This window comes from Collinsella sp. HCP28S3_E9 (assembly GCF_052065455.1).
Lineage (GTDB): Bacteria > Actinomycetota > Coriobacteriia > Coriobacteriales > Coriobacteriaceae > Collinsella.
In genome coordinates this window covers 1-20,121 of sequence record NZ_JBQHTZ010000019.1, presented here as the reverse complement: position 1 = coordinate 20,121, position 20,121 = coordinate 1, and the positions used below count along the sequence as shown (strand labels likewise).

The following is a 20,121-nucleotide window of genomic DNA, read 5'->3' as shown; positions in this document are numbered from 1 at the left end:
GCCGTTCGACTTGCATGTGTTAGGCGCGCCGCCAGCGTTCATCCTGAGCCAGGATCGAACTCTCCGTCCAAATATGTTTGGGCCTCGAGCCCGTCCGGTCCTCTCAGTCATTCGCTGATCGGTTCCGTTCGATTCATATGGTTCTGTTTGATAGGAAAAGGAATTCCTCGGGGCCGCCTCTCGGCGGCCTTGCGAAAAACGAATCCAAGTCAGACCATTTCAAATGGTTCGATGTCTGCCCGGATGCGACACACCTGGTGTGTCCATCCTCGCAGTATCCGGTTCTCAAGGTGCACGCCCTCGCGGTCCATCCGGTCCGACCGGGCCGCGCGGCAAGGAGATATATTGCCAGACCGGAGGGGCCCGCGGGGCGGGAATCTGGTTGCACACAACTCCTACACATTTATACCCGCAGCTGACGCTTGCCAGTCGTTACCTACCACTCGCCGAGCATATCTTTATATTGAGCAGCCCCATGGCTAGAGCCGATATGCGCCCCGAGCCAAAGCGCAGCCGGCATCAAGCAACTCGTCGCGCTCCTCCACCGAAAAGCCCTCGGCGTACACTCGCACCACCGGCTCAGTGCCACTCGGGCGAACCAACAGCCAGGTATCATCCTCAAATGCCAAACGCAAGCCGTCCATGTGACTTACGCTCTGCGGCGCCTTGCCGCAAATCGACTTTGGATTCACACCGGGAAGCAGCGTGCGCAGCGACTCGGCATCTTCTGCCTCAAGTCGTAAATCTCGACGGCCATAACTTGTTTTTCCAAAACTCGCCTCGAGCTGATCGACCAGCACGCCCAGCGAAGCCCCCGTCTTTGCCATGAGCTCACACAGGAGTAGGCAAGCGAGAATGCCGTCACGCTCGGGCATATGCGCGGCAATGCCGATGCCACCGGCCTCCTCACCGCCCATAAGCACCCCGTCTTTTTTCATCTCGGCGGCTATATATTTGAAGCCAACCGGTTTTACGGTCACGCGGCAACCGAGTGCCTCGGCAACACGACGCACAAGCGTCGAGCACGATAGATTGACGACGACTCGCCCCTTCAAATTGCGAAACTGAACCAATTCGCCCATTACGAGCGCCATGATCTGATGCGGATGTATATATCTACCGCGCTCGTCGACCGCGCCAATACGGTCAGCGTCGCCATCGGTCACCAGGCCGGCACACGCACCGTCTTCGATAACTGCACGCTCGCAGGCATCCACCCACGGCTCTACGGGATCGGGACAGATATCCCCCCAATCCGATGCTTGCCCCGCATGAATCTCATGGACCTCAACACCCAGCTCGCGCAGCAAATCGGCAAGATAACCTTGAGCCGCTCCCCCCATGGGGTCGACCACCACGTGCAGACGAGCGGCACGAATGGCATCGGCATCGACAAACGATGCTACCGCTCGCATATAGTCGGGAATGATATCCGCCGTGCGATACTGCTCCTCGAGCCCCAGAGGTTCGGCGGCCATCGTTGCCTCGAGTTCTTCGATGACGTCCTGGTTTGCCGTGGAACCATCGCCCATGCGCAGTTTGAGACAGAGATAGCCCTGCGGATGATGTGAACCGGTCACCATGAGCGCCCCGCACGCCTCGCCATCGTATGCGGCAGCCCACGTGATGGCAGGCGTGGGTACAAAACGGGCCGCGAGCACGGCATCAAGGCCATGGGCCGCAAGCACGCCAGCCGCAAGTTCTGCAAACTCGCGCGCCCGGGGACGGGTGTCATACCCGATATATACCGTCTTGCCGGGATATGTCTTTTGCCAGAGCTCGCCGGCGGCATCAGCGATACGGGCAACATTGTCAGCGTTAAAATCCTCGCCGACGCGAGCGCGCCAGCCATCAGTTCCAAAATGAATTATCGCGCACACTCGCAGACACCTCGCAGTGTTTGGATCATGGTACGCAAGTGGTATACCCGCAACGAGCGCCCGGCAAGCCGCCGGCACACGCATTCACCGTTTAGGCAAAAGCCATCGAGGGCGCATATAGACAAAAAAACCGCCCCGGTTGGGGCGGTAATTCGAATGTGCTTTTCTTAGGACTCTATATATCGAGCGCGTCTGCCATAGCAGCCGTCGTGATCGCCGTGGTTCCGCAACAGCCACCAACCATTGCGGCGCCAGCCCGCTTCCACTCGACGCATGCGCGCGCGAAAGCTTCGGGGTCCTCGTGCCACACGGGCCCATCTTGCGTTTGGACCGGATTTCCCGCATTGGGACGTACAGTAACGGGCGTCGTGGCTATCTTGACCATTCTTGGTACCGCAGCGGTAGCCGCTGTCAGGGTGCAGCAATTGACCCCAACCGAGCTCGCACCGTGCTTCTCGGCATACAAGATGGCACCTTCGATGTTTAGGCCATCACCCAGCAGGTCGCCCTTGTCATCAATAGCAAAGCTCACCAGAACGGGCATGCCATCAGCGGCATCATGGACACCGGCGAGCACGGGCTGCAGATTGCGGATAGACGTGATCGTCTCGACCAGAATCCCGTCGACGCCGGCGTTGAGCAGGGCGGACGCCTGCTCGCGAGCATTTGCGCGAATCTCTCGATACTCGGAAGAATCCTCGACAAACCACTCAATCGCAATAGGCCCCATGGACCCCAGCAATAGCTGGGGATTTGCCTGGCGGGCATCGTCGACCGCCCCGCGATTGACCTCTGCCATAGATGGAGCGATTTCATCGCGATCGAGCGCAAAACCCGATGCCTGGAACGTATTGGTAATAAGCACCTGTGCACCAGCGGCGGCATACAGTCGGTGGATGCGAGAAACCGTCTGCGGTTCGGCGAGGTTCCAAAATGCCGGCGGAATATCGGCGGCACCGTATTCACTCAGCAGCACGCTGCCCATCGGACCCTGTGCCAGCAGCGTCTCGCTGGCAAGTCGGCGCATAAGCTCCTCGCCGCCGAAGCGATTGTAATAACTCGTATCCATATATATGTTTCGCTATTCCTCGATGCTGATTCCCTGCTTTTCGAGATAGGCGAGCCAACGGACCATTGTGTCCTCGGAAAGCGCGTGCTCCATCATGCAGGCCTCGGCATCGGCGCGCTCAAAGTCGACGCCGAGCTCCTGGACCAAAAATGTGCGAATCAGGCGATGGCGATACCAGATAGCCAAACCGACCTCGCGCCCACGGTTGGTCAGGATAACCTTGCCGTAGTGAGACTGCTCGACAAGCTCGGATGCCTTGAGAGCCGAAACCGCCTTGTTGACCGATGCCTTCGAAACGCCAAGGCGCTGTGCGATATCGACCGACCGCACGCCATTAGTCTCCCCATCCTCGCTTTCGATGCGAACCATGCACTCCAAGTAGTCTTCGTTCGCCACCGTTAGATGTAGCTCGCGCGAGCTATTTGTCGTATCCATGAACATCCGTCCCTTCTGCATTCAATGGCTGATTCTACCCCATCCAAGCGTCGCGGTATGCCGCGGCATACCGTGCTAGAGTTCTTGATGCACACGACAACCAAGATTGGAGCGGTCTCTATGGAAAACACCACCACGAACCCCGACGTACTCGAGCGTTTTTTGCGCTACGTCCAGATCAACACACAGTCCGAGGATGCCAACTGTGACCAGGTGCCGTCGAGCACCGTCCAGTTTGATCTTGCCAATGTGCTTGCCGAGGAATTGCGCGAGCTTGGTGCAACCGATGCCCATGTAACCGAAAACGCCTATGTCTGCGCTCACATTCCCGCGAGCGCCGGCTCCGAGAATAAGCCCGCCCTGGGCCTGATCGCGCACCTCGACACCACCGAGGTCGCACCGGGCGCCGGCGTAGCGCCGCACATTGTGCACTACGAGGGCGGCGACCTGGTTTGCGGCATCGTCGACGGCAAGCCCGTATCCATGAGCACCGCCAAGCTCCCCGCCCTCAACAACCTTTTGGGCGAGGACCTGGTTTGCACCGACGGCACCACGCTGCTGGGCGCCGACGATAAGGCCGGTGTCGCCGAGATTATGGCGCTCGTCGCACGCATTGCACGGGACCCCAGCCTGCCCCACCCCACGCTTGGTATTTGTTTCTGCCCGGACGAGGAAATCGGCCACGGTGCCGAGCTGTTGGATATCGAGGACTTTGGCTGTAAGTATGCCTACACAGTCGACGGCGGTCCGGTTGGCGAGCTTGAGTGGGAGTGCTTCAACGCCGCCGAGGCTACCGTTAGCTTTGAGGGCCAGTCCATTCACCCCGGCGACGCCAAGGGCCGCATGGTTAACGCGGGCAATCTGTTCTGCGACTTCAATGCCCTGCTTCCCTACGTGCAGCGTCCGGAATACACCGAGGGCTACGAGGGCTTCTATCACCTCGAGGGCGTTTCTGCCACAGTCGACCATGCCACGGCGCGCTATATCGTCCGTGATCACGATGCCGCCAAGTTCCAGCAGAAGCTCGATCTGATGGATGCTGCCGCCGCGCTGCTCAACCAGCGTCTGGGCGAGGAGCGCGTAACGGTCGAGATCAAGCACCAGTACCGTAACATGGCCGAGATTGTCCGCGACTACCCAGAGCTGATCGAAGTCGCTAAGGAATCCTTCCTTGCCTGCGATGTTGAGCCCCAGGTGCTGCCGATTCGCGGCGGCACCGACGGTGCACAGCTGTCGTTCCGCGGCCTGCCCTGTCCCAACCTTTCGACGGGCGGCTACTGCTACCACGGCGTCAACGAGTTTGTTCCGGTCAGCTCGCTCGTCAAGATGACCGACGTCTTGCAGGAGCTCGTCGCCCGCTTCGCATAAGGAACTCGAATAATCTAGGTAAGCAAAATCGCCCCGTCCTCAAAACCGAGAACGGGGCGATTTTTTGGTGCAAGGGGAGTAGTCGGCATCGCTGGTTGAATCAACGTCAGCGAGCGACGTCCAGGGCGAACAAGTTGGCATGAAAAAGGCAGGACATTGACCTTCTGGTCATGCCCTGCCTTTTGAATGACAAATTGTCGCTCTGGGCGGCGCGCAGCGTCGAGCCGTTGCACGGGCTGGCAAGCCCGCGCAACCCTAGTAGTTGGCTTCGTAACCGTTGCCGTCGCCAGTGGGCTCCTCGTAATAATATGAGCTGTAATCCGAATCGTCCGAATAGCTCGAATCGTCCGAATAGCTCGAATCGCCCGAGCTTTCCGACGAACCGGCCGTACCGTAGGCGTAATCGTCAGAAGTATGGTTGCTCAAATCACCGATTGTGGAGCTGGTTCCGTCGGATAGGCCCATGGTGTTTGGTCCCTTAGGATCCTTGCCGGCATCGACGCGCGCCATCATCTCCTTAAGCTCGTCCTCGTAGACAAAGACATAGCTCTGGCCGTCGATCATGGTGGTTTCATCTGCGTAGGAAGGCAGATTCGCCGAATAGATGCCATCGACATCCATGCCGCGCATAGCATTGACCGTAGACACGATGTCCTGAACGCTCATATCGGTCACAAGCATATCGGACAGCGAATTAACCAGGTCGAAGACCTTCGTAGCATCAAAGTTGTTGAGAATCTGGTTGGCAAGGGCACCAAGCACCTGGCGTTGGTGACGCATGCGCGTATAGTCGCCGTCGGCATAGGTATAGCGGCAACGGGCATAGGTGAGCGCGGTAGCACCGTCCATGTGCTGCTGGCCTGCCGTAATCTTAATGTCCAGATGCTCGGGGTCATCGACATCGTCGGTGGCGTTGATGTCGATACCGCCCACAGAGTCAATCAATGATTGCATACCGTCAAAGCTAACCTCGGCATAGTGGGAAATCTGCACGCCGCACAGCTCATTGACCGCTTGAACCATGGCCTCGGCACCGCCATAGGTATGGCAGGCGTTGACCTTCATGGTTTCGCCGTTATAGACAACCTTGGTATCACGTGGAATGGATATAAGCGTAGCCTGCTTTTGCGTAGGGTCGATGCGCGCCAAGATAATTGAATCGGCGCGATACGTGTCCTCGCCCGGACGACCATCGGTACCCAAAAGAAGCACGTAGAACGGATCCTTGGCCTCATCGGTATCCACCAAGATATGGCGCAGATTGTCGGTAATGACATTGGAATCGCCGAGCTTGCCCATAATTCTGGCGAACCACAGCCCGGCGGCAGTCGTAGCGCTCAACAGCACGCCAAGCACGGCGATAAGCGCAACGCGACGGATTGTCTGGCCGCGGCGGCGCTGACGAGCGCGCTCGGAGTAGCGTGCAACATTATCGCGACTGTAGATCTTGGCCTGTGCGCCGGTTGAAGGTCTTCGAGTATCCGCTAAGGGCTTCTTATTATTAAACATAGGCAACCTGCATTAGTAGATGACGGGATCGGGAACAGTGGCGTGCTCGACGTTTGCACCAAGTGCCTGCAGTTTTTCGACAAACTGCTCATAGCCACGTTTGATGTGATGAATGGCCGAGACCTCGGTAACGCCGTCGGCGATAAGGCCAGCAACGACGAGCGCGGCGCCGCCGCGCAGATCAGGCGAGGTAACCTGTGCACCCGAGAACCCCTTGACGCCATGAATCATGGCGTGATGGCTTTCGATGCGGATATCTGCGCCCATACGGACCAGCTCCGACGCGAACATGAAGCGGTTCTCGAAGATATTCTCGGTAATCACAGAGCTGCCATCAGCGAGAGCGGAAAGCACCATGATCTGCGCCTGCATGTCCGTCGGGAAGCCCGGGAACGGAAGTGTCTGAATATCGACCGGCCTGATGTGCTCGACACGACTCACGTGAACGCCATTCTCGATTCGCTCACACTCGATACCCATGAGCTCCATCTTCTTGAGCACCATGCCCAAGTGAATGGGGCAAAAGCCCGTAACGTCGACACCGCGGTCATCGGCCATCAGGGCACCGGCAACGATAAAGGTGCCGGCCTCGATGCGGTCGCCCACCACGCGATGGGTAACGGGATGCAGCTCGTCCACACCTTCGATGGTCACGACGGGCGTGCCGGCGCCAACAATCTTGGCGCCCATCTCGTTGAGCATATTGGCAAGGTCGACGATCTCGGGCTCGCGAGCCGCATTATCGATAACCGTAGTGCCTTGTGCGCGCACGGCCGCCATGATGAGGTTCTCGGTAGCGCCGACGCTGGCAAATTCAAGCGTAACCGTGGTACCGCGCAACCCCTGAGGAGCGTTGGCATTGATGTAACCGTGTGCAGTGTCGAATTCTACGCCCAGCGCCTCAAGACCCAAGATGTGCATGTCGATCTTACGGGCACCCAGATTGCAGCCACCCGGCATGGCAATCTTGGCACGATGGAAACGGCCCAGCAGGGGACCCATCACGGCCGTGGAGGCGCGCATCTTGGCGACAAGCTCGTAGGGAGCCTCCCAGGAATCAACCTGAGAAGTGTCGATCTCGAGCGTATGCTCATCGAGAACGTCAATCTTGGCGCCCATACCCTTGAGCACCTTGCCCATAACATGGACATCCGAGATATCGGGCACGTTCTGCAGCGTCGTCTTCCCCGGTGCCAGAAGCGTTGCCGCCATGAGTTTGAGTGCAGAGTTCTTTGCACCCGAAACGGGCACGGAGCCTCCGATGGTGTGGCCACCTTCAACACGGATAATATCCAAGGTCTACCCTTTCAAAAAGCATGCCCGGGATGGCTGGGCCACCCCGGGCATGATGTGTTCGCAAATGGTCGAACGCCAAATCGTTTGACTATTGGGCAAGCATGAGCTTACACCATGCGATTTCATTATAGAGGTAGGCGCGGCGTGCATCATCCTCCGACAAATTACCCAGCTTCTCTTCAAAACCTTGAATATCAGCTTTAAGCTTGTCGGCATCGACGGTCGCCAAATCGCAAGCGCGCTCGGCGAGGATAATCACGACATCGTCCGCAACCTGGGCATAGCCGCCGTCCACAGCAAACGTGTGGTCGACGGCGCCCATTTGCTTATCACAAACGCGAACGTAGCCGCGATCGATCGTGCAGATCTCGCTAGCGTGACGCGGAAGAATGCCGAACTCGCCGTCCGTGGAAGGCAGGGCGACAAATGCCGCCTCACCTTCATAGGCGCAGCTCTCCGGACACACGATGCGGATTTGCATAGCCACTACTTCTCCTCCATCTTGGCGGCGCGCTCGCGCACGTCGTCAATCGTGGACGCATAACGGAACGCCTGCTCGGGCAGGTCGTCGCACTCGCCGTCGACAATGGCGGCAAACGAGCGGACCGTGTCCTCGACACGGATGTAGACACCGGGGTTGCCGGTGAACTGCTCGGCGACGTGGAAGGACTGAGACAGGAACTGCTGGAGCTTACGGGCACGGTTGACCGTAAGGCGCTGCTCCTCGGACAGCTCGTCCATACCCAGAATGGCGATGATGTCCTGCAGGTCGGAGTACTCCTGGAGCAGCTCTTGGACTGCGACGGCCACACGATAGTGCTCCTCGCCGACAATCGAGGGATCCAGGGCGTCGGAAGAGGAAGCCAAGGGGTCGATTGCGGGATACAGACCGAGCTCGGCGATGGAACGCGAAAGAACGGTCGTGGCGTCGAGGTGTGTAAACGTCGTGGCGGGAGCCGGGTCGGTCAGGTCGTCTGCAGGGACGTAGACAGCCTGAACGGAGGTGATGGAACCCGTCTTGGTCGAGGTAATGCGCTCCTGGAGGTCGCCCATCTCGGTAGCCAGCGTGGGCTGGTAGCCAACAGCGGACGGCATACGGCCCAGAAGGGCGGAAACCTCGGAACCGGCCTGGGAGAAGCGGAAAATGTTATCGATGAACAGCAGGACGTCCTGGCCACGATCGCGGAAGTACTCAGCGGTGGTGAGGCCGGCCAGACCAATGCGCAGACGCGCTCCAGGCGGCTCGTTCATCTGACCGTAGACCAAGCAGGTCTTATCGATAACGCCAGACTCGCTCATCTCGAGGAACAGGTCGGTACCCTCACGGGTACGCTCGCCAACGCCGGTGAACACCGAGGTGCCGCCATGCTCCTGGGCGAGGTTGTTGATGAGCTCCTGAATCAGAACGGTCTTGCCGACGCCGGCACCGCCAAACAGACCCGTCTTGCCGCCACGGATGTAGGGCTCGAGCAGGTCGACGGCCTTAATGCCGGTCTCGAAGATCTCGGTCTTGGTAGTGAGCTCGTCGAAATGAGGTGCCGGGTGATGGATGGGATAAAACTCATCGATCTGGGGCATGGGCTTGCCATCGACAGGCTGGCCCATAACATTCCAAATGCGGCCGAGGGTCTCGGGGCCGACGGGCATCTTCATGGGTGCGCCGGTGTCGACCGCGACGACGCCGCGCTGCAAGCCGTCGGTCGACGTCATGGCGACGGTACGAACGACACCGCCGGGAAGCTGAGACTCAACCTCCAGGATGGTGCTGATGTGACCCATCGGCGTATCGGCCTCGACCGTGAGCGCGTTGTAGATCGAGGGGACAGCGCCATCGAACTTAACGTCGACAACTGCGCCGATGATACGGACGATACGCCCCTCACCGGCCGTCTGACGTGCCGTGGCCTCCTCGACCGCCGCTTTAACGGTGGTATCTGCCATTAGTGTTCCTCCAATGCTGCGGCTCCGCCCACGATCTCGTTGATCTCCGTGGTAATGGAAGCCTGACGCACGCGGTTATACGTACGGGTAAGAGTCGAGATGATCGACGACGCGTTCTCCGTGGCGGAGTGCATGGCCTTACGGCGCGCACCCTGCTCGGCGGCGGCCGAATCGATCAGCGCCTGGTGAATGACGGTCAGGATGTAGCTGGGGACCAGCTCAGCCAACACATGCTGGGCGCTCGGCACGAACTTGAACGAGGACGAGACGCGCTCGGGGCCCTCGTCTGCGTTCTTGCGCGGGCCATGTGCCATGGCGATCATCTCGGGGTCGAGCGGAAGCAAATGCTCGGTACGAAGAACCTGATCGACGCGGTTGCGAGCGTGATGGTACACGATCTCGACGCGGTCGAGCTGACCCTTGGAGTACTCGTCGCAGATATAGCTCGCGATCATGCGGGCATCCTCGAGGCTCGGGTCGGCCGAGGAACCCTCGAAGTGCATGACCGTGTTGGCACGGCTGCGGAAATACTCGCTCGCCTTGCGACCGCATGCGATGATCTCGCACTCGGCGCCATCATGTGCCCATTCGCGAGCGATTTTCTCGCAGGTGCGCTCAACGTTGACGTTGAAGCCGCCCGCCAGACCGCGATCGGACGTGATCGCGATGATCAGACCGCGCTTGAACTCCTCATGCGTCTTGAGCATGGGGTTGTCGCCGGCAGTCTCTGTATCGCTCGCAACGGTGTGCATGACGTCGGTGAGCGCCTTCTTGTAGGGCTCAGCCTGCGTGGCTCGATCGAGCGCGCGACGGATCTTGGCCGTAGAGACCATCTCCATCGTGCGCGTGATCTGCTTGGTGCTCGTGACCGAGGAGATTCGCTTCTTAATGTCGCGAAGGTTAGCCATAGAGCTTAGTTCTCCTCTGCGCCCTCAGCTGCGCTCGCGGTGGAGGCATGCTTGGAGGCGTACTCGTTCTTGAAATCGGTGATGGCCTGAAGCAGCTGCTCTTTGGTCTCGCCGTCGATCTTGTTGGTACGGACCTTCTGCAGCAAGCCGCCAAAGCCAGCATTCATGTACTCGAGCAGCTCGGCGCGGAACGGCAGCACCTCGGAAAGGGGCAGGTCGTCGATAAAGCCCTCGTTGCCGGCGAACAGCGTAACGATCTGCTCGGCGACGTCGAACGGCTTAAAGCGCGCCTGCTTAAGAAGCTCGGTCATGTGCGCACCGTGGGTAAGCTGCTTTTGGGTGGCTGCATCCAGGTCGGAACCGAACTGGGTAAAACCGGCGAGCTCACGGTAGGCGGCAAGGTCCAGACGGAGGTTGCCGGCGACCTGCTTCATGGCCTTGGTCTGAGCGGAGCCACCGACGCGCGACACCGAGATGCCGACGTCGACTGCCGGGCGCTGGCCCTGGAAGAAGAGCTCGGACTGCAGGTAGATCTGACCATCGGTAATGGAAATGACGTTGGTCGGAATGTAGGCCGAAACGTCGCCGTCCTGGGTCTCGATGACCGGCAGGGCCGTCATGGAGCCGTAGCCGTTCTTCTTGGACATCTTGACGGCACGCTCGAGCAGGCGAGAGTGCAGGTAGAAGATGTCGCCAGGATAGGCCTCGCGTCCGGGCGGACGATGCAGCGTCAGCGACATCTGACGGTAGGCCACAGCCTGCTTGGACAGGTCATCGTAGATGACGAGCACATGGCCGCCGGGGTTGGTCTCGCTGGCGGGCTCGCCGTTCTCGCCGTTGTACATAAAGAACTCGCCGATAGCGGCACCGGCCATAGGGGCGATGTACTGCATAGGGGCCGAGTCGGCAGCGGTAGCCGAGACGATGATGGTGTAGTCGAGTGCGCCGTGCTGGGCGAGGGTCTCACGGATGTTGGCAACCGTAGAGGCCTTCTGGCCGATAGCGACGTAGATGCAGACCATGTCCTTACCGCGCTGGTTGAGGATGGCATCGATCGCGATGGCAGTCTTGCCGGTCTTACGGTCGCCGATGATGAGCTCACGCTGGCCACGGCCGATAGGAACCATGGAGTCGATAGCGAGCAGACCAGTCTGAACCGGCTCGCAGACCGGGGTGCGGTCGATAACGCCGGGGGCCTTGAACTCGATGGGGCGACGGTGCGTGGCGACGATATCGCCCAGGCCGTCGATGGGCTGGCCCAGCGGGTTGACGACGCGACCGAGCATGGCGCGGCTCACGGGAATATCCATGACGCGACCGGTGGTACGGCACTCGTCGCCTTCCTTGATGACGTTGACGGCGCCGAACAGAACAGCACCGACCTCATCGCGGTCGAGGTTCTGGGCAAGGCCGTAGACGGTCTCGCCGCTCTCGGAGCTCTTGAACTCCAAGAGCTCGCCGGCCATGGCGTTGCGCAGTCCCGAGACGCGCGCGATGCCGTCGCCAACCTCGTCAACATGGGAAACCTCTTGCGTGTCGACGGTAGCCGCCAGGCCATCGAGCTTCGCCTGCAGGGCGCGGGCGATGCTTTCGGCATTGAGGGTATCGGACATAACTAGGCTTCACCTCCGTTATTCAAAATCGTGGAACCGAGGGCCTCACGCGCTGCGCGCAGCTGGGTCTTGACGGTAACGTCGCGACGCTGGCCGCGGGCCTCGAGAATCAGACCGCCGATGATGGACGGATCGACCTTCTCGATCAGGAACACCTTGCGCTTTAGATCGGCCTCGCATTTCTCGGTAATCGTGCGGCGCAGCTCGTCATCGAGCGGGACAGCCGTGGTGACGGTGACGCCTACGACGTCCTCGTCGGTCGCGGTTACCATCCGATAAGCCGATGCAATCTGCGGCAGAAGATCGAGCTGGCCGCGCTCGAACACGGTACTGAGGACAGCAAGCACCTCGGGGCTGGCGTTCGCGATGACCTCAAGCTCGTGAAGATCGCGGAACACACGGCCCTCGGCCTTAGCGGCCTCCAGGAGGGTACGTGCATAGGTCTCGAGAACCCTGTTCTCCATGCGGCTGTTAGGCATTCAGGCTACCTGCTTCCTTGATGTAGCGCTCGATCAGACGACGCTGCTCGTCGTCGTTCTCGAGGGCCTCGCCGACAATCTTGGTCGCAACGGAGACGGAAAGATCGGCGATGGAGCCGGCAGCGGCGGCATAGATGGAGTTGCGCTCGTCCTCGGCGTTGGCGTGGGCCTTGGCAATGATGTCCTCGGCCTCCTCGTGAGCCTTGGCGATAATGCGGGCGCGCTCGGACTCGGCGTCCTGACGGGCGGCGGTCACGATGTCGGCAGCCTGACGACGGGCGTCGGTGAGGAGGGCGTCGGACTCCTTGCGGGCCTCGATGGCCTTGCGCTTGGTGGTCTCAGCCTCATCGAGGCTGTCCTTGATGCGCTTGCCGCGCTCTTCCATCGTCTGCAGAATCTGCGGCCAGGCGAACTTGGCCAAAACGATGAAGATGATGAGGAAGGCAATGAGTGCAGGGACGAATTCCGCCATCTTGGGGACGAGGATCTCGGCCTTGTTCTCAGACTCCTCGGCGAATGCCGACACCGGCATGGCGAGCATGGCGCCCGTCAGCGCAGCAGCGACTTTCGCGTGGTTGAAATGCTTCATGGCGACTACCTTCGTGCTCAATTACGAAATCAGCGTAACGACGAAGCCGATCAGGCCCAGAGCCTCGGTGAATGCAGATGCAAGAATGAAGACGGTGAAGGCACGGCCCTGGACCTCAGGCTGACGAGCCATAGCGCCCGTAGCACCGAGTGCTGCAAGACCAATTGCGAGACCGGCACCGATAACGCCGAGACCATATCCGATAACTCCCACGATTCCTCCTTTGTCGTGCGCGTGTGCGCAGGATAAATACCTATGTTGTAGAGGCGCACGCGGGTGCCGCGCCTCCGAACACCAAATAAATGCGACCGCTAGTGGGCGTCAGCCTCAGCGATCTGAATGTACACGGCCTCGAGGACCGTAAAAACGTATGCCTGAACAAAGGCAACGATCAGCTCGACGGCGTAGATTACCAAAAGAATCAAAACCCACGCCACGCTGGGCAGGGCGCCCACGGCGTTCATGGCCGTAAAGTGCTCCAGCATCGGCTGGGCAAAGAGCGTGGCCATGATGGCGAACGAGCCCATGACGATGTGGCCGGCGAACATGTTGCAGAACAGACGGACGGCGAGCGTGACCAGGCGCAGGCACAGCGAGAAGAGCTCGATGACCCACACGAAGACGTTCATGGGGAAGGCGACGCCCGCAGGGGCGAGGCTCTTGAAGTACCCAAAGAAGCCGTGCTTCTTGATACCAAAATAGATGAAGTACACAAACGACACGAGTGCGAGGGCGGCGGTACAGCCGATGGCACCGGTGCCGGGCTTCATGCCGGGGATGAGGCCGATAAAGTTGTTGATCAGGATAAAGAAGAACAGCGAGGCCAAAAACGGGAAGTGCTTCTTCCAGTTGTCGCCAACGACACCCTTGGCGATATCGTCCTGCACGTACTCGATGACCCACTCGACGCCGTTAACGAAGAAGCCCTCGGGGACAACCTTCTGCTTCTTAGTAAACGCGAAAAAGACCACGAACATGACGACAGCGGCGATAAGCAGCCAGAACGAGTACTGCGTCAGGCCCGCGTTAAGGTCACCCACGACCGGAGCCGAGGAGAACTCAGCGACGAGCTCGGCGATCGCGCTGGGTAACTTGGCAAATGCGTCCAAGATTCCACCTTCCCTGTTTGCCCGCACCAAGGTGGGGCAACGCCTTTAATCCTTCATAATCACCATGCAGGCGATCACGATCCAACAAATCAAAAACCCGGCGAGCTCGCCGCACAAAAAGGCGATGAGCGCCACGGGGGCTACCAGGTGCACAATTACGACGCCCATAAAGAGCACCGCAAACGACACCATGATACCCAACATGCCTACCGTCATGTTGGCATCGCGTCGATGCGCCAGCACCGAAGCAAGCGCAAGGTACAACGGCAAAAATGCAACAAGACCGACGACGAATCCCGTTGCGATGAACGGCACGTGGCCTGCCAGCTCAACCGGCATGTGCGTTCCCTTCTCGCGACATATAACCCACATGGAGCCATACCCCGCTCACATCGTCCTAGTATTTTAGGGCGCGTGATTGCAAAATCAATGCACTGTTACCCAACCTTAATCGCGTCTTTAGCCCCTTGGGGTGTCAAACGGACAAAAGGCCGAGCACTGAGGACGAATGGGTCGCGATGGCCGACGAGCGTACTTGACAAACGCCGCCGCACCCGCGTAAGCGCAGCACGACAGCGTTGTTGACTATTGTACGAACCGAATACGCAATGACAAGTGGGAAAACGTAAGTTAATACACAACTGTACATTTTCTTAAGACACTCTTTATACCGTACCTACGGTATAGCGCGTTTTGGGCCCTCGGTGGCTGCGACGACACTCATAAATATGCGTGCAGGCGTCACTCGTACACCCGCACGCACCAATCATGCACGAATGAGCACGTGCAGCTGCCCATGCCTGGCGACTAGAGCGTGCCGTAGATGCGGTCGCCGGCGTCGCCGAGGCCGGGAACGATGTAGGCAGCCTCGTTGAGATGGTCGTCGATGGCGCAGGTATAGATATGCACATCTGGGTCCTTCTCGGTCAGCGACTTGAGGCCCTCGGGGGCCGCGACGATGCACAGCATGCGGATGTCCTTGACACCGCGCTCGCGCAGGTAGCTGATGGCCATCTCGGCCGAACCGCCCGTGGCGAGCATGGGGTCGACAACCAGGCAGATGCGCTGGTCGATATCCTTGGGCATTTTGCAGTAATACTCATGCGGTTCGTGAGTAACCTCGTCGCGCTCCATACCGATGTGTCCCACGCGAGCGGAGGGCACCAGGTCGAGGATGCCGTCGACCATGCCAAGGCCCGCACGCAGGATGGGCACGATGGCGAGTTTCTTGCCGGCGAGCTGTTTGAACGTGGCGGTAGTGATGGGGGTCTCGACCTCGACGTCTTCCATAGGCAGGTCGCGCATGGCCTCGTAGCCGTCAAAAAGCGCGAGTTCGCGCACGAGCTGGCGGAACTGATTGGTGCCGGTGTTTTTGTCGCGCAGGATCGACAGCTTGTGCTGGACGAGCGGATGATCGACAAGCGTCACACGGGACGCATCGTAGGTAACGGTCATGGGTCTTTCCCCTTTCGTTGCGGCCACAAAATGGCCTTGCTGACAAGGCGCGCAGCAATGTTGCCGCTGCACGCCATGCATCAGTTTAGCGGTTTGTTGTATCGAGCATCCCATCGCAGCCCTACTGTGCGGTATTGAGCGAGCGCTTGACCGCATCGCGCCAGCCCGCAAGGTTTTGCTCGCGGCGCTCGGCGGACATGTGGGGAAGGAAGGTCCTAACGATCTGGGCATTTTGCTCCAGCTCTTCTAGGTCTTCCCAATAGCCGACGGCAAGGCCCGCCAAGTACGCGGCACCGATTGCCGTGGTCTCCACCGTCTCGCATTGCAGCACGGGGATATCCAGCAGGTCGGCCTGGAATTGCATGATGAACTCGTTGCGCGACGCGCCGCCATCGACAGACAGGCGTTCGATCGAAAGCCCCACGTCCTGCTCCATGGCGCGCAGCACGTCGTAGCTCTGATATGCCATGGATTCGCAGGCGGCACGTACGATGGTCGCACGGCTCGAGGCGCCGGTCAGACCGCACACGATACCGCGGGCACGCGGGTCCCACCAGGGAGCGCCCAAACCCGCAAAGGCGGGAACGAAGTAGCAGCCCTCGTTGTCGTTAATCGAAGCGGCGAGTTGTGCAGACTCGCTCACGCTCGAGATGATGCCCATGTTGTTGCGAAGCCAGTTCATGGTGGAGCCGGCGGCAAAGATGGAACCCTCGAGTGCATAGCTGATCTTGCCGTCCGCGGCGATACCGATGGTGGAGACCAGACCGTTCTTGGATTCGATGACCTCGTCGCCGGTGTTCATGAGCATAAAGCAACCAGTGCCATAGGTGTTTTTGGTCTGGCCGGGATGGAAACAGCAGTGGCCGAACAGCGACGCCTGCTGGTCGCCCGCCACACCCATGATGGGTGGCATGTTGGTCATGATGTCGCTCGCGACGCGGCCGTAGTCGCCCGAGCTCCAGCGAACCTCGGGCATCATGGAACGCGGAACGTCAAAGAGCGCCAGCAGGTCGTCGTCCCAATCGAGCGTATGGATATTAAAGAGTGCCGTGCGGCTGGCATTGGTGTAGTCGGTGGCAAAGACCTGGCTGCCGGTGAGGTTGTAGATGAGCCAGGTGTCGATGGTGCCAAACATGAGGTCGCCCGCCGCCGCGCTCTCGCGTGCGCCGTCGACGTTGTCGAGAATCCACTGCACCTTGGAGGCCGAGAAATACGGGTCGAGCGTAAGCCCCGTGCGGGAGCGCACCAGCTCTTCTGCGCCCTGCTCAACCAAATTATCGATCAGAGACGCGGTGCGACGGCACTGCCATACGATGGCGTTATAGATGGGCTGGCCGCTCACGCGGTCCCAGACCACCGTGGTCTCACGCTGATTGGAGATACCGATGGCGGCGATGCGATCGGAATGAATCCCGCTCTTAAACTGAACCTCCATCATGACCGCAATCTGGCTGGCAAGGACCGCCATGGGGTCTTGCTCCACCCAGCCGGGACGCGGGAAGCTGGTTTTGACGCTGCGGCGCGCTTGGGCGACGATGCAGCCGTACTCGTCGACGATGGTCGCAAGTACCGAGGTGGTGCCGCAGTCGAGCGCCATGATGTAGGAACCGCCAAAGTCAAACGAGGCATCTTCCATGCCCAGGCTGCCCAGATTCAACGACATCGCTTACACCTTTCTATGCATCGGGTCGGACAGGACCCGCTCAATCTCTGGCGCGGGAAGTGCGCCTTGGCGCAGGATCTGAAGCCCGCCGTGCTGGAACGACACGATGGTCGAAGCGTCGCGGCACGGCGTCTCGCCCGCGTCGACGGCCACGTCGACCCCTTCTAGAATGCGGTCTTCAACGTCGGCAAAGCTTGCCGGCGCGGGCGCGCCGTGTGTATTGGCGCTCGTACAGGCAAGTGGGCTGCCGCAGGTGCGAATGAGCGCCTGTACCACGGGCGATGCCGACGCGCGAAGAGCCACCGTGTCGTCGGCGGCACGCATAAAGGTCGGCACGCAGGGAGCCGCCTTGACCACAATAGTCAGGGCGCCCGGCCAGCATCGTCGGGCAAGTATGCGTGCCTCTTCTGGGATATCCACGCCGTAGCGGTCGAGGGCCTCGGCATCATCGACCAGCCAGGCGACCGTTTGGGTGAGCTCGCGCTGCTTGAGGGTAAAGATGCGACGGTAGCCGGTACCGAGCGCGGGCACCGCGGCGCCGTTGACGGCAGCCTGCGGATCGCGCGGCCACGGCAGAGATTCGCTTGTATCTTGGGGCACGGCGTCCGAGAAGGCGTTGACTGCCACAGCGACGCCATAGACGGTCTCGGTTGGGATCAGGGCCAGGCCGCCACGGCCGAGCACCTCGGCCGTACGCTCGACGGCGAGCCGATGCGGCTCGCGCGCTCCCTCGAATACCCGATAGACCGTCTGCATGTGTATGCCAGCCCCTTACACTCTGGTGAAAGTTTGTTTACTGAGGGGCATTCTCGCACGAAACGTTTAACCTATTTGTCCACAGCGCATGTTGGTTTGGTGAGCGGCTATAGCAGTCGGTGAAAGTGAAGGGTAATTGAGCCGTGACAAGCCTCTTTACATTTCCGGCGCAGCGCTCCCGCCGCCGCGCCGCCAATACGCTTCGTACTTTACTGACGTTGTTTGGGCTCGGTGACGATAGCTCGAACGATGCGGGGACGATCGGTGAGGTCACGGACGATGCGTACGTCCGAAAGGCCCGCCTGGCGGCAGAGCTCGGCCGCGGCGTCGAGGGCGCCCTCATAGAGCTCGCAGGCAAACAGGCCGCCGGCGCGCAGCATATAGGGCGCCGCATTGAGCAGGCGGCGGAAGATATCAAGGCCATCGGCGCCGCCCTCGAGCGCCAAATCGGGCTCAAAGTCCTTGACCTCGTGCGGCAGCGAGCGCATGACGTCAGTCGGGATATAAGGCGGGTTGGAAACGAGCACGTCGAAGGTGCCCCACTCCTCGCGGGGGATAGAGCTCACCAGGTTCGTGAGGCTGAAGGCGACCTCATCGGACGTCAGCCCGAGTGCATCGCGGTTTTTGGTGGCCAGGTCGATGGCGCGCGGCTCGATATCGGTAGCGGTGCAGGCGACATGGCCGCGACGCTCCCAAGCAAGGGAGAGCGAGATGCAGCCCGTGCCGCAACCGACCTCGAGAACACGGGCAATGCGGGGGTCGGCAGGCACAGACGCGGCTGCATCCTGCACTAGGGCCGTCTCTTGTTCGACGCCTTCGATGGCAATGCCGTATTCGTCGAGCTCGGGCTCAGCGACTTCCGCGGTCTCGGCCTCAGCTGCCTGCGCGGCGGCTTCCTCGGCCTCACGATCGGCCAGCTCCTCGGCATAAGCTCGGCTGCCCAGCACGTCTCCGCCCAACGCTGCCTCATCGGCAGCCGTGAGGTTGGCGGCACGGCGCTCGGCAGTCGCGCGTTCGTCAGCCAATGCGACTTCGGCTTTACGCGCCTGCTCGACCTCGTCGTTCCATGGCAACTCTACGCGCTGGCGGGTGGCAGCCTCGGGGCTCAGAACCTCGGCATCCAGATAATTGAGGACTTCCTCGACGAGCATCTCGGTCTCGGGACGTGGAATGAGCACGCCGGGGGCGCACGCGACGTCGATCATGCGGAACTGCGTGCTGCCGGTGATGTACTGCAGCGGCTCGCCCTTGGCGCGACGGACAACCGCCGCGTGCATGGTCTCGAGCTGCGCTGCATCGAGCGTGTCGTCCATACGCATATATAAGTCGATGCGCGCTAGGCCCGTGGCTGCGCACAACAGCCACTCGGCAGAAAGACGGGGGTGCTCTTCGCCGCGCTCGGCTAGGTACTCCTTGGTCCACTCGAGACAACGCCTGATGGTCCAGATCTCGTTTGCCATGGGTCCTCCCCTCTTAAGCGCCGGGCGGCGCGCGAATGTCGGAGCAGATTGTACGCGAGGGCGGCACGCGGCGAGAGACGATTGGAAGCGATTATCGAGAATCAGCCCAGAATTTTGCTTGGAGCCTACCTAGAGTGTTCATTCGTCGACGTCTAAATCTGTATCCGTCAAGCTTTTGGCAAGGTTGCCCCAAAACTGACCAATATCTAACCAAGAACTTGCCAAATCACTTGACGTGCGACGCACCAAAAAGGGCCCCGCGACTTCTTGGACGATTTTTCGAGCAATATTTTCAATAGCAGATGAAGGTTATTAATTAGTTTAAGCAGGTAGACAGATTAATTTCCAACAAAGCAGATTAAATAAACTCGAAAAGTAATTTACCCAACCTAGTCATTTAAGAACGTCCCCAATGACTACCTCTGAGGCGCCGCAGGTTGAGCATAAGTCCCCAATGACTACCCGCCGCAGGTAGAGGACGGACAGACACTATGACCCAATCCGAGGGCACTAAAAAGATAGGAGCCCCCGCTCGTGACCGCGGGTCGGGGCTGCGACAATGATGTTGAAGTGCCATAGGCGCAGCCGCGC

Annotated in this window: 19 protein-coding genes and 1 rRNA gene; 1 reads left to right on the top strand and 19 read right to left on the bottom strand. The window is 60.0% G+C overall.

Going from position 1 to position 20,121, the window contains the following annotated elements; translation table 11 throughout:
- The 4 genes from ACTNA2_RS08510 to ACTNA2_RS08495 form a co-directional block, all read right to left on the bottom strand.
- Positions 1-70, bottom strand: a 16S ribosomal RNA gene (locus ACTNA2_RS08510); the annotation flags it as partial.
- A gap of 409 nt (positions 71-479) precedes the next feature.
- Entirely contained in the window at positions 480-1,880 is a 1,401-nt protein-coding gene (locus ACTNA2_RS08505) for a phosphoglucomutase/phosphomannomutase family protein (RefSeq protein ID WP_441049247.1), read from the bottom strand.
- Between the two features lie 175 nt (positions 1,881-2,055).
- A complete protein-coding gene (locus ACTNA2_RS08500; protein ID WP_154518399.1) occupies positions 2,056-2,949 on the bottom strand; it encodes a homocysteine S-methyltransferase family protein in 894 nt (297 codons plus the stop codon).
- 12 nt (positions 2,950-2,961) lie between these two features.
- Positions 2,962-3,384 (bottom strand): metal-dependent transcriptional regulator, encoded by a 423-nt coding sequence (locus ACTNA2_RS08495; protein ID WP_154518396.1) that lies wholly within the window; start codon positions 3,382-3,384, stop codon positions 2,962-2,964.
- A gap of 120 nt (positions 3,385-3,504) precedes the next feature.
- On the opposite strand from ACTNA2_RS08495, the gene pepT reads away from it, so the two are divergent.
- Complete coding sequence (pepT, locus tag ACTNA2_RS08490) at positions 3,505-4,752, top strand: peptidase T (protein ID WP_441049246.1); 1,248 nt, start codon at positions 3,505-3,507, stop codon at positions 4,750-4,752.
- 255 nt (positions 4,753-5,007) lie between these two features.
- Here the strand turns inward: pepT and ACTNA2_RS08485 are convergent, their stop codons facing one another.
- From ACTNA2_RS08485 to ACTNA2_RS08415, 15 genes are all read right to left on the bottom strand, one after another.
- Positions 5,008-6,261 (bottom strand): LCP family protein, encoded by a 1,254-nt coding sequence (locus ACTNA2_RS08485; RefSeq protein ID WP_441049244.1) that lies wholly within the window; start codon positions 6,259-6,261, stop codon positions 5,008-5,010.
- Between the two features lie 12 nt (positions 6,262-6,273).
- On the bottom strand, positions 6,274-7,557 hold the full coding sequence (murA, locus tag ACTNA2_RS08480) for a UDP-N-acetylglucosamine 1-carboxyvinyltransferase (RefSeq protein ID WP_154518387.1): 1,284 nt from the start codon (positions 7,555-7,557) through the stop codon (positions 6,274-6,276).
- 88 nt (positions 7,558-7,645) lie between these two features.
- Positions 7,646-8,038 (bottom strand): ATP synthase F1 subunit epsilon, encoded by a 393-nt coding sequence (gene atpC, locus ACTNA2_RS08475; RefSeq protein WP_441049248.1) that lies wholly within the window; start codon positions 8,036-8,038, stop codon positions 7,646-7,648.
- Positions 8,039-8,043: 5 nt separating this feature from the next.
- Entirely contained in the window at positions 8,044-9,498 is a 1,455-nt protein-coding gene (atpD, locus tag ACTNA2_RS08470; protein WP_427727748.1) for a F0F1 ATP synthase subunit beta, read from the bottom strand.
- The gene (gene atpG, locus ACTNA2_RS08465) at positions 9,498-10,406 is read right to left on the bottom strand and encodes an ATP synthase F1 subunit gamma (RefSeq protein ID WP_441049241.1); all 909 of its coding nucleotides are present in this window, start codon (positions 10,404-10,406) and stop codon (positions 9,498-9,500) included. The genes atpD and atpG overlap by 1 nt, the downstream gene beginning before the upstream one ends.
- 5 nt (positions 10,407-10,411) lie before the next feature.
- Positions 10,412-12,019, bottom strand: a complete 1,608-nt coding sequence (gene atpA, locus ACTNA2_RS08460; RefSeq protein ID WP_441049239.1) for a F0F1 ATP synthase subunit alpha — start codon at positions 12,017-12,019, stop codon at positions 10,412-10,414.
- A gap of 2 nt (positions 12,020-12,021) precedes the next feature.
- A complete protein-coding gene (locus ACTNA2_RS08455) occupies positions 12,022-12,498 on the bottom strand; it encodes a F0F1 ATP synthase subunit delta (protein ID WP_441049237.1) in 477 nt (158 codons plus the stop codon).
- Complete coding sequence (gene atpF / locus ACTNA2_RS08450) at positions 12,491-13,087, bottom strand: F0F1 ATP synthase subunit B (RefSeq protein ID WP_427727741.1); 597 nt, start codon at positions 13,085-13,087, stop codon at positions 12,491-12,493. Before atpF ends, ACTNA2_RS08455 begins: the two co-directional genes overlap by 8 nt.
- Before the next feature lie 21 nt (positions 13,088-13,108).
- Positions 13,109-13,300: an ATP synthase F0 subunit C gene (locus tag ACTNA2_RS08445; protein WP_427727739.1), complete on the bottom strand. Its 192-nt coding sequence runs from the start codon at positions 13,298-13,300 to the stop codon at positions 13,109-13,111.
- Between the two features lie 98 nt (positions 13,301-13,398).
- Positions 13,399-14,196, bottom strand: coding sequence for a F0F1 ATP synthase subunit A (gene atpB, locus ACTNA2_RS08440; protein ID WP_441032000.1), 798 nt, complete (start codon positions 14,194-14,196; stop codon positions 13,399-13,401).
- A 45-nt stretch (positions 14,197-14,241) separates the two neighbouring features.
- Positions 14,242-14,535 (bottom strand): hypothetical protein, encoded by a 294-nt coding sequence (locus ACTNA2_RS08435; protein WP_441031998.1) that lies wholly within the window; start codon positions 14,533-14,535, stop codon positions 14,242-14,244.
- A 468-nt stretch (positions 14,536-15,003) separates the two neighbouring features.
- Entirely contained in the window at positions 15,004-15,651 is a 648-nt protein-coding gene (gene upp, locus ACTNA2_RS08430; protein ID WP_040359658.1) for a uracil phosphoribosyltransferase, read from the bottom strand.
- Between the two features lie 121 nt (positions 15,652-15,772).
- Positions 15,773-17,314 carry a glycerol kinase GlpK gene (glpK, locus tag ACTNA2_RS08425; RefSeq protein WP_441049235.1) on the bottom strand — a complete coding sequence of 514 codons (1,542 nt, stop codon included), beginning with the start codon at positions 17,312-17,314 and terminating at the stop codon, positions 15,773-15,775.
- Positions 17,315-17,317: 3 nt separating this feature from the next.
- Positions 17,318-18,070, bottom strand: coding sequence for an L-threonylcarbamoyladenylate synthase (locus ACTNA2_RS08420; RefSeq protein ID WP_441049233.1), 753 nt, complete (start codon positions 18,068-18,070; stop codon positions 17,318-17,320).
- Between the two features lie 209 nt (positions 18,071-18,279).
- Complete coding sequence (locus ACTNA2_RS08415) at positions 18,280-19,530, bottom strand: N5-glutamine methyltransferase family protein (RefSeq protein WP_441031993.1); 1,251 nt, start codon at positions 19,528-19,530, stop codon at positions 18,280-18,282.
- Between the last annotated feature and the right edge of the window lie 591 nt (positions 19,531-20,121).

Coding starts and splice junctions, on each gene's coding strand:
- ACTNA2_RS08415 (WP_441031993.1), bottom strand. CDS start 19,530: ATGGCAAACGAGATCTGGACCATCAGGCGTTGTCTCGAGTGGACCAAG.
- ACTNA2_RS08495 (WP_154518396.1), bottom strand. CDS start 3,384: ATGGATACGACAAATAGCTCGCGCGAGCTACATCTAACGGTGGCGAAC.
- atpC (WP_441049248.1), bottom strand. CDS start 8,038: ATGCAAATCCGCATCGTGTGTCCGGAGAGCTGCGCCTATGAAGGTGAG.
- atpF (WP_427727741.1), bottom strand. CDS start 13,087: ATGAAGCATTTCAACCACGCGAAAGTCGCTGCTGCGCTGACGGGCGCC.
- atpA (WP_441049239.1), bottom strand. CDS start 12,019: ATGTCCGATACCCTCAATGCCGAAAGCATCGCCCGCGCCCTGCAGGCG.
- atpG (WP_441049241.1), bottom strand. CDS start 10,406: ATGGCTAACCTTCGCGACATTAAGAAGCGAATCTCCTCGGTCACGAGC.
- ACTNA2_RS08420 (WP_441049233.1), bottom strand. CDS start 18,070: ATGCAGACGGTCTATCGGGTATTCGAGGGAGCGCGCGAGCCGCATCGG.
- upp (WP_040359658.1), bottom strand. CDS start 15,651: ATGACCGTTACCTACGATGCGTCCCGTGTGACGCTTGTCGATCATCCG.
- pepT (WP_441049246.1), top strand. CDS start 3,505: ATGGAAAACACCACCACGAACCCCGACGTACTCGAGCGTTTTTTGCGC.
- ACTNA2_RS08485 (WP_441049244.1), bottom strand. CDS start 6,261: ATGTTTAATAATAAGAAGCCCTTAGCGGATACTCGAAGACCTTCAACC.
- ACTNA2_RS08500 (WP_154518399.1), bottom strand. CDS start 2,949: ATGGATACGAGTTATTACAATCGCTTCGGCGGCGAGGAGCTTATGCGC.
- atpD (WP_427727748.1), bottom strand. CDS start 9,498: ATGGCAGATACCACCGTTAAAGCGGCGGTCGAGGAGGCCACGGCACGT.
- ACTNA2_RS08455 (WP_441049237.1), bottom strand. CDS start 12,498: ATGCCTAACAGCCGCATGGAGAACAGGGTTCTCGAGACCTATGCACGT.
- ACTNA2_RS08435 (WP_441031998.1), bottom strand. CDS start 14,535: ATGCCGGTTGAGCTGGCAGGCCACGTGCCGTTCATCGCAACGGGATTC.
- glpK (WP_441049235.1), bottom strand. CDS start 17,314: ATGTCGTTGAATCTGGGCAGCCTGGGCATGGAAGATGCCTCGTTTGAC.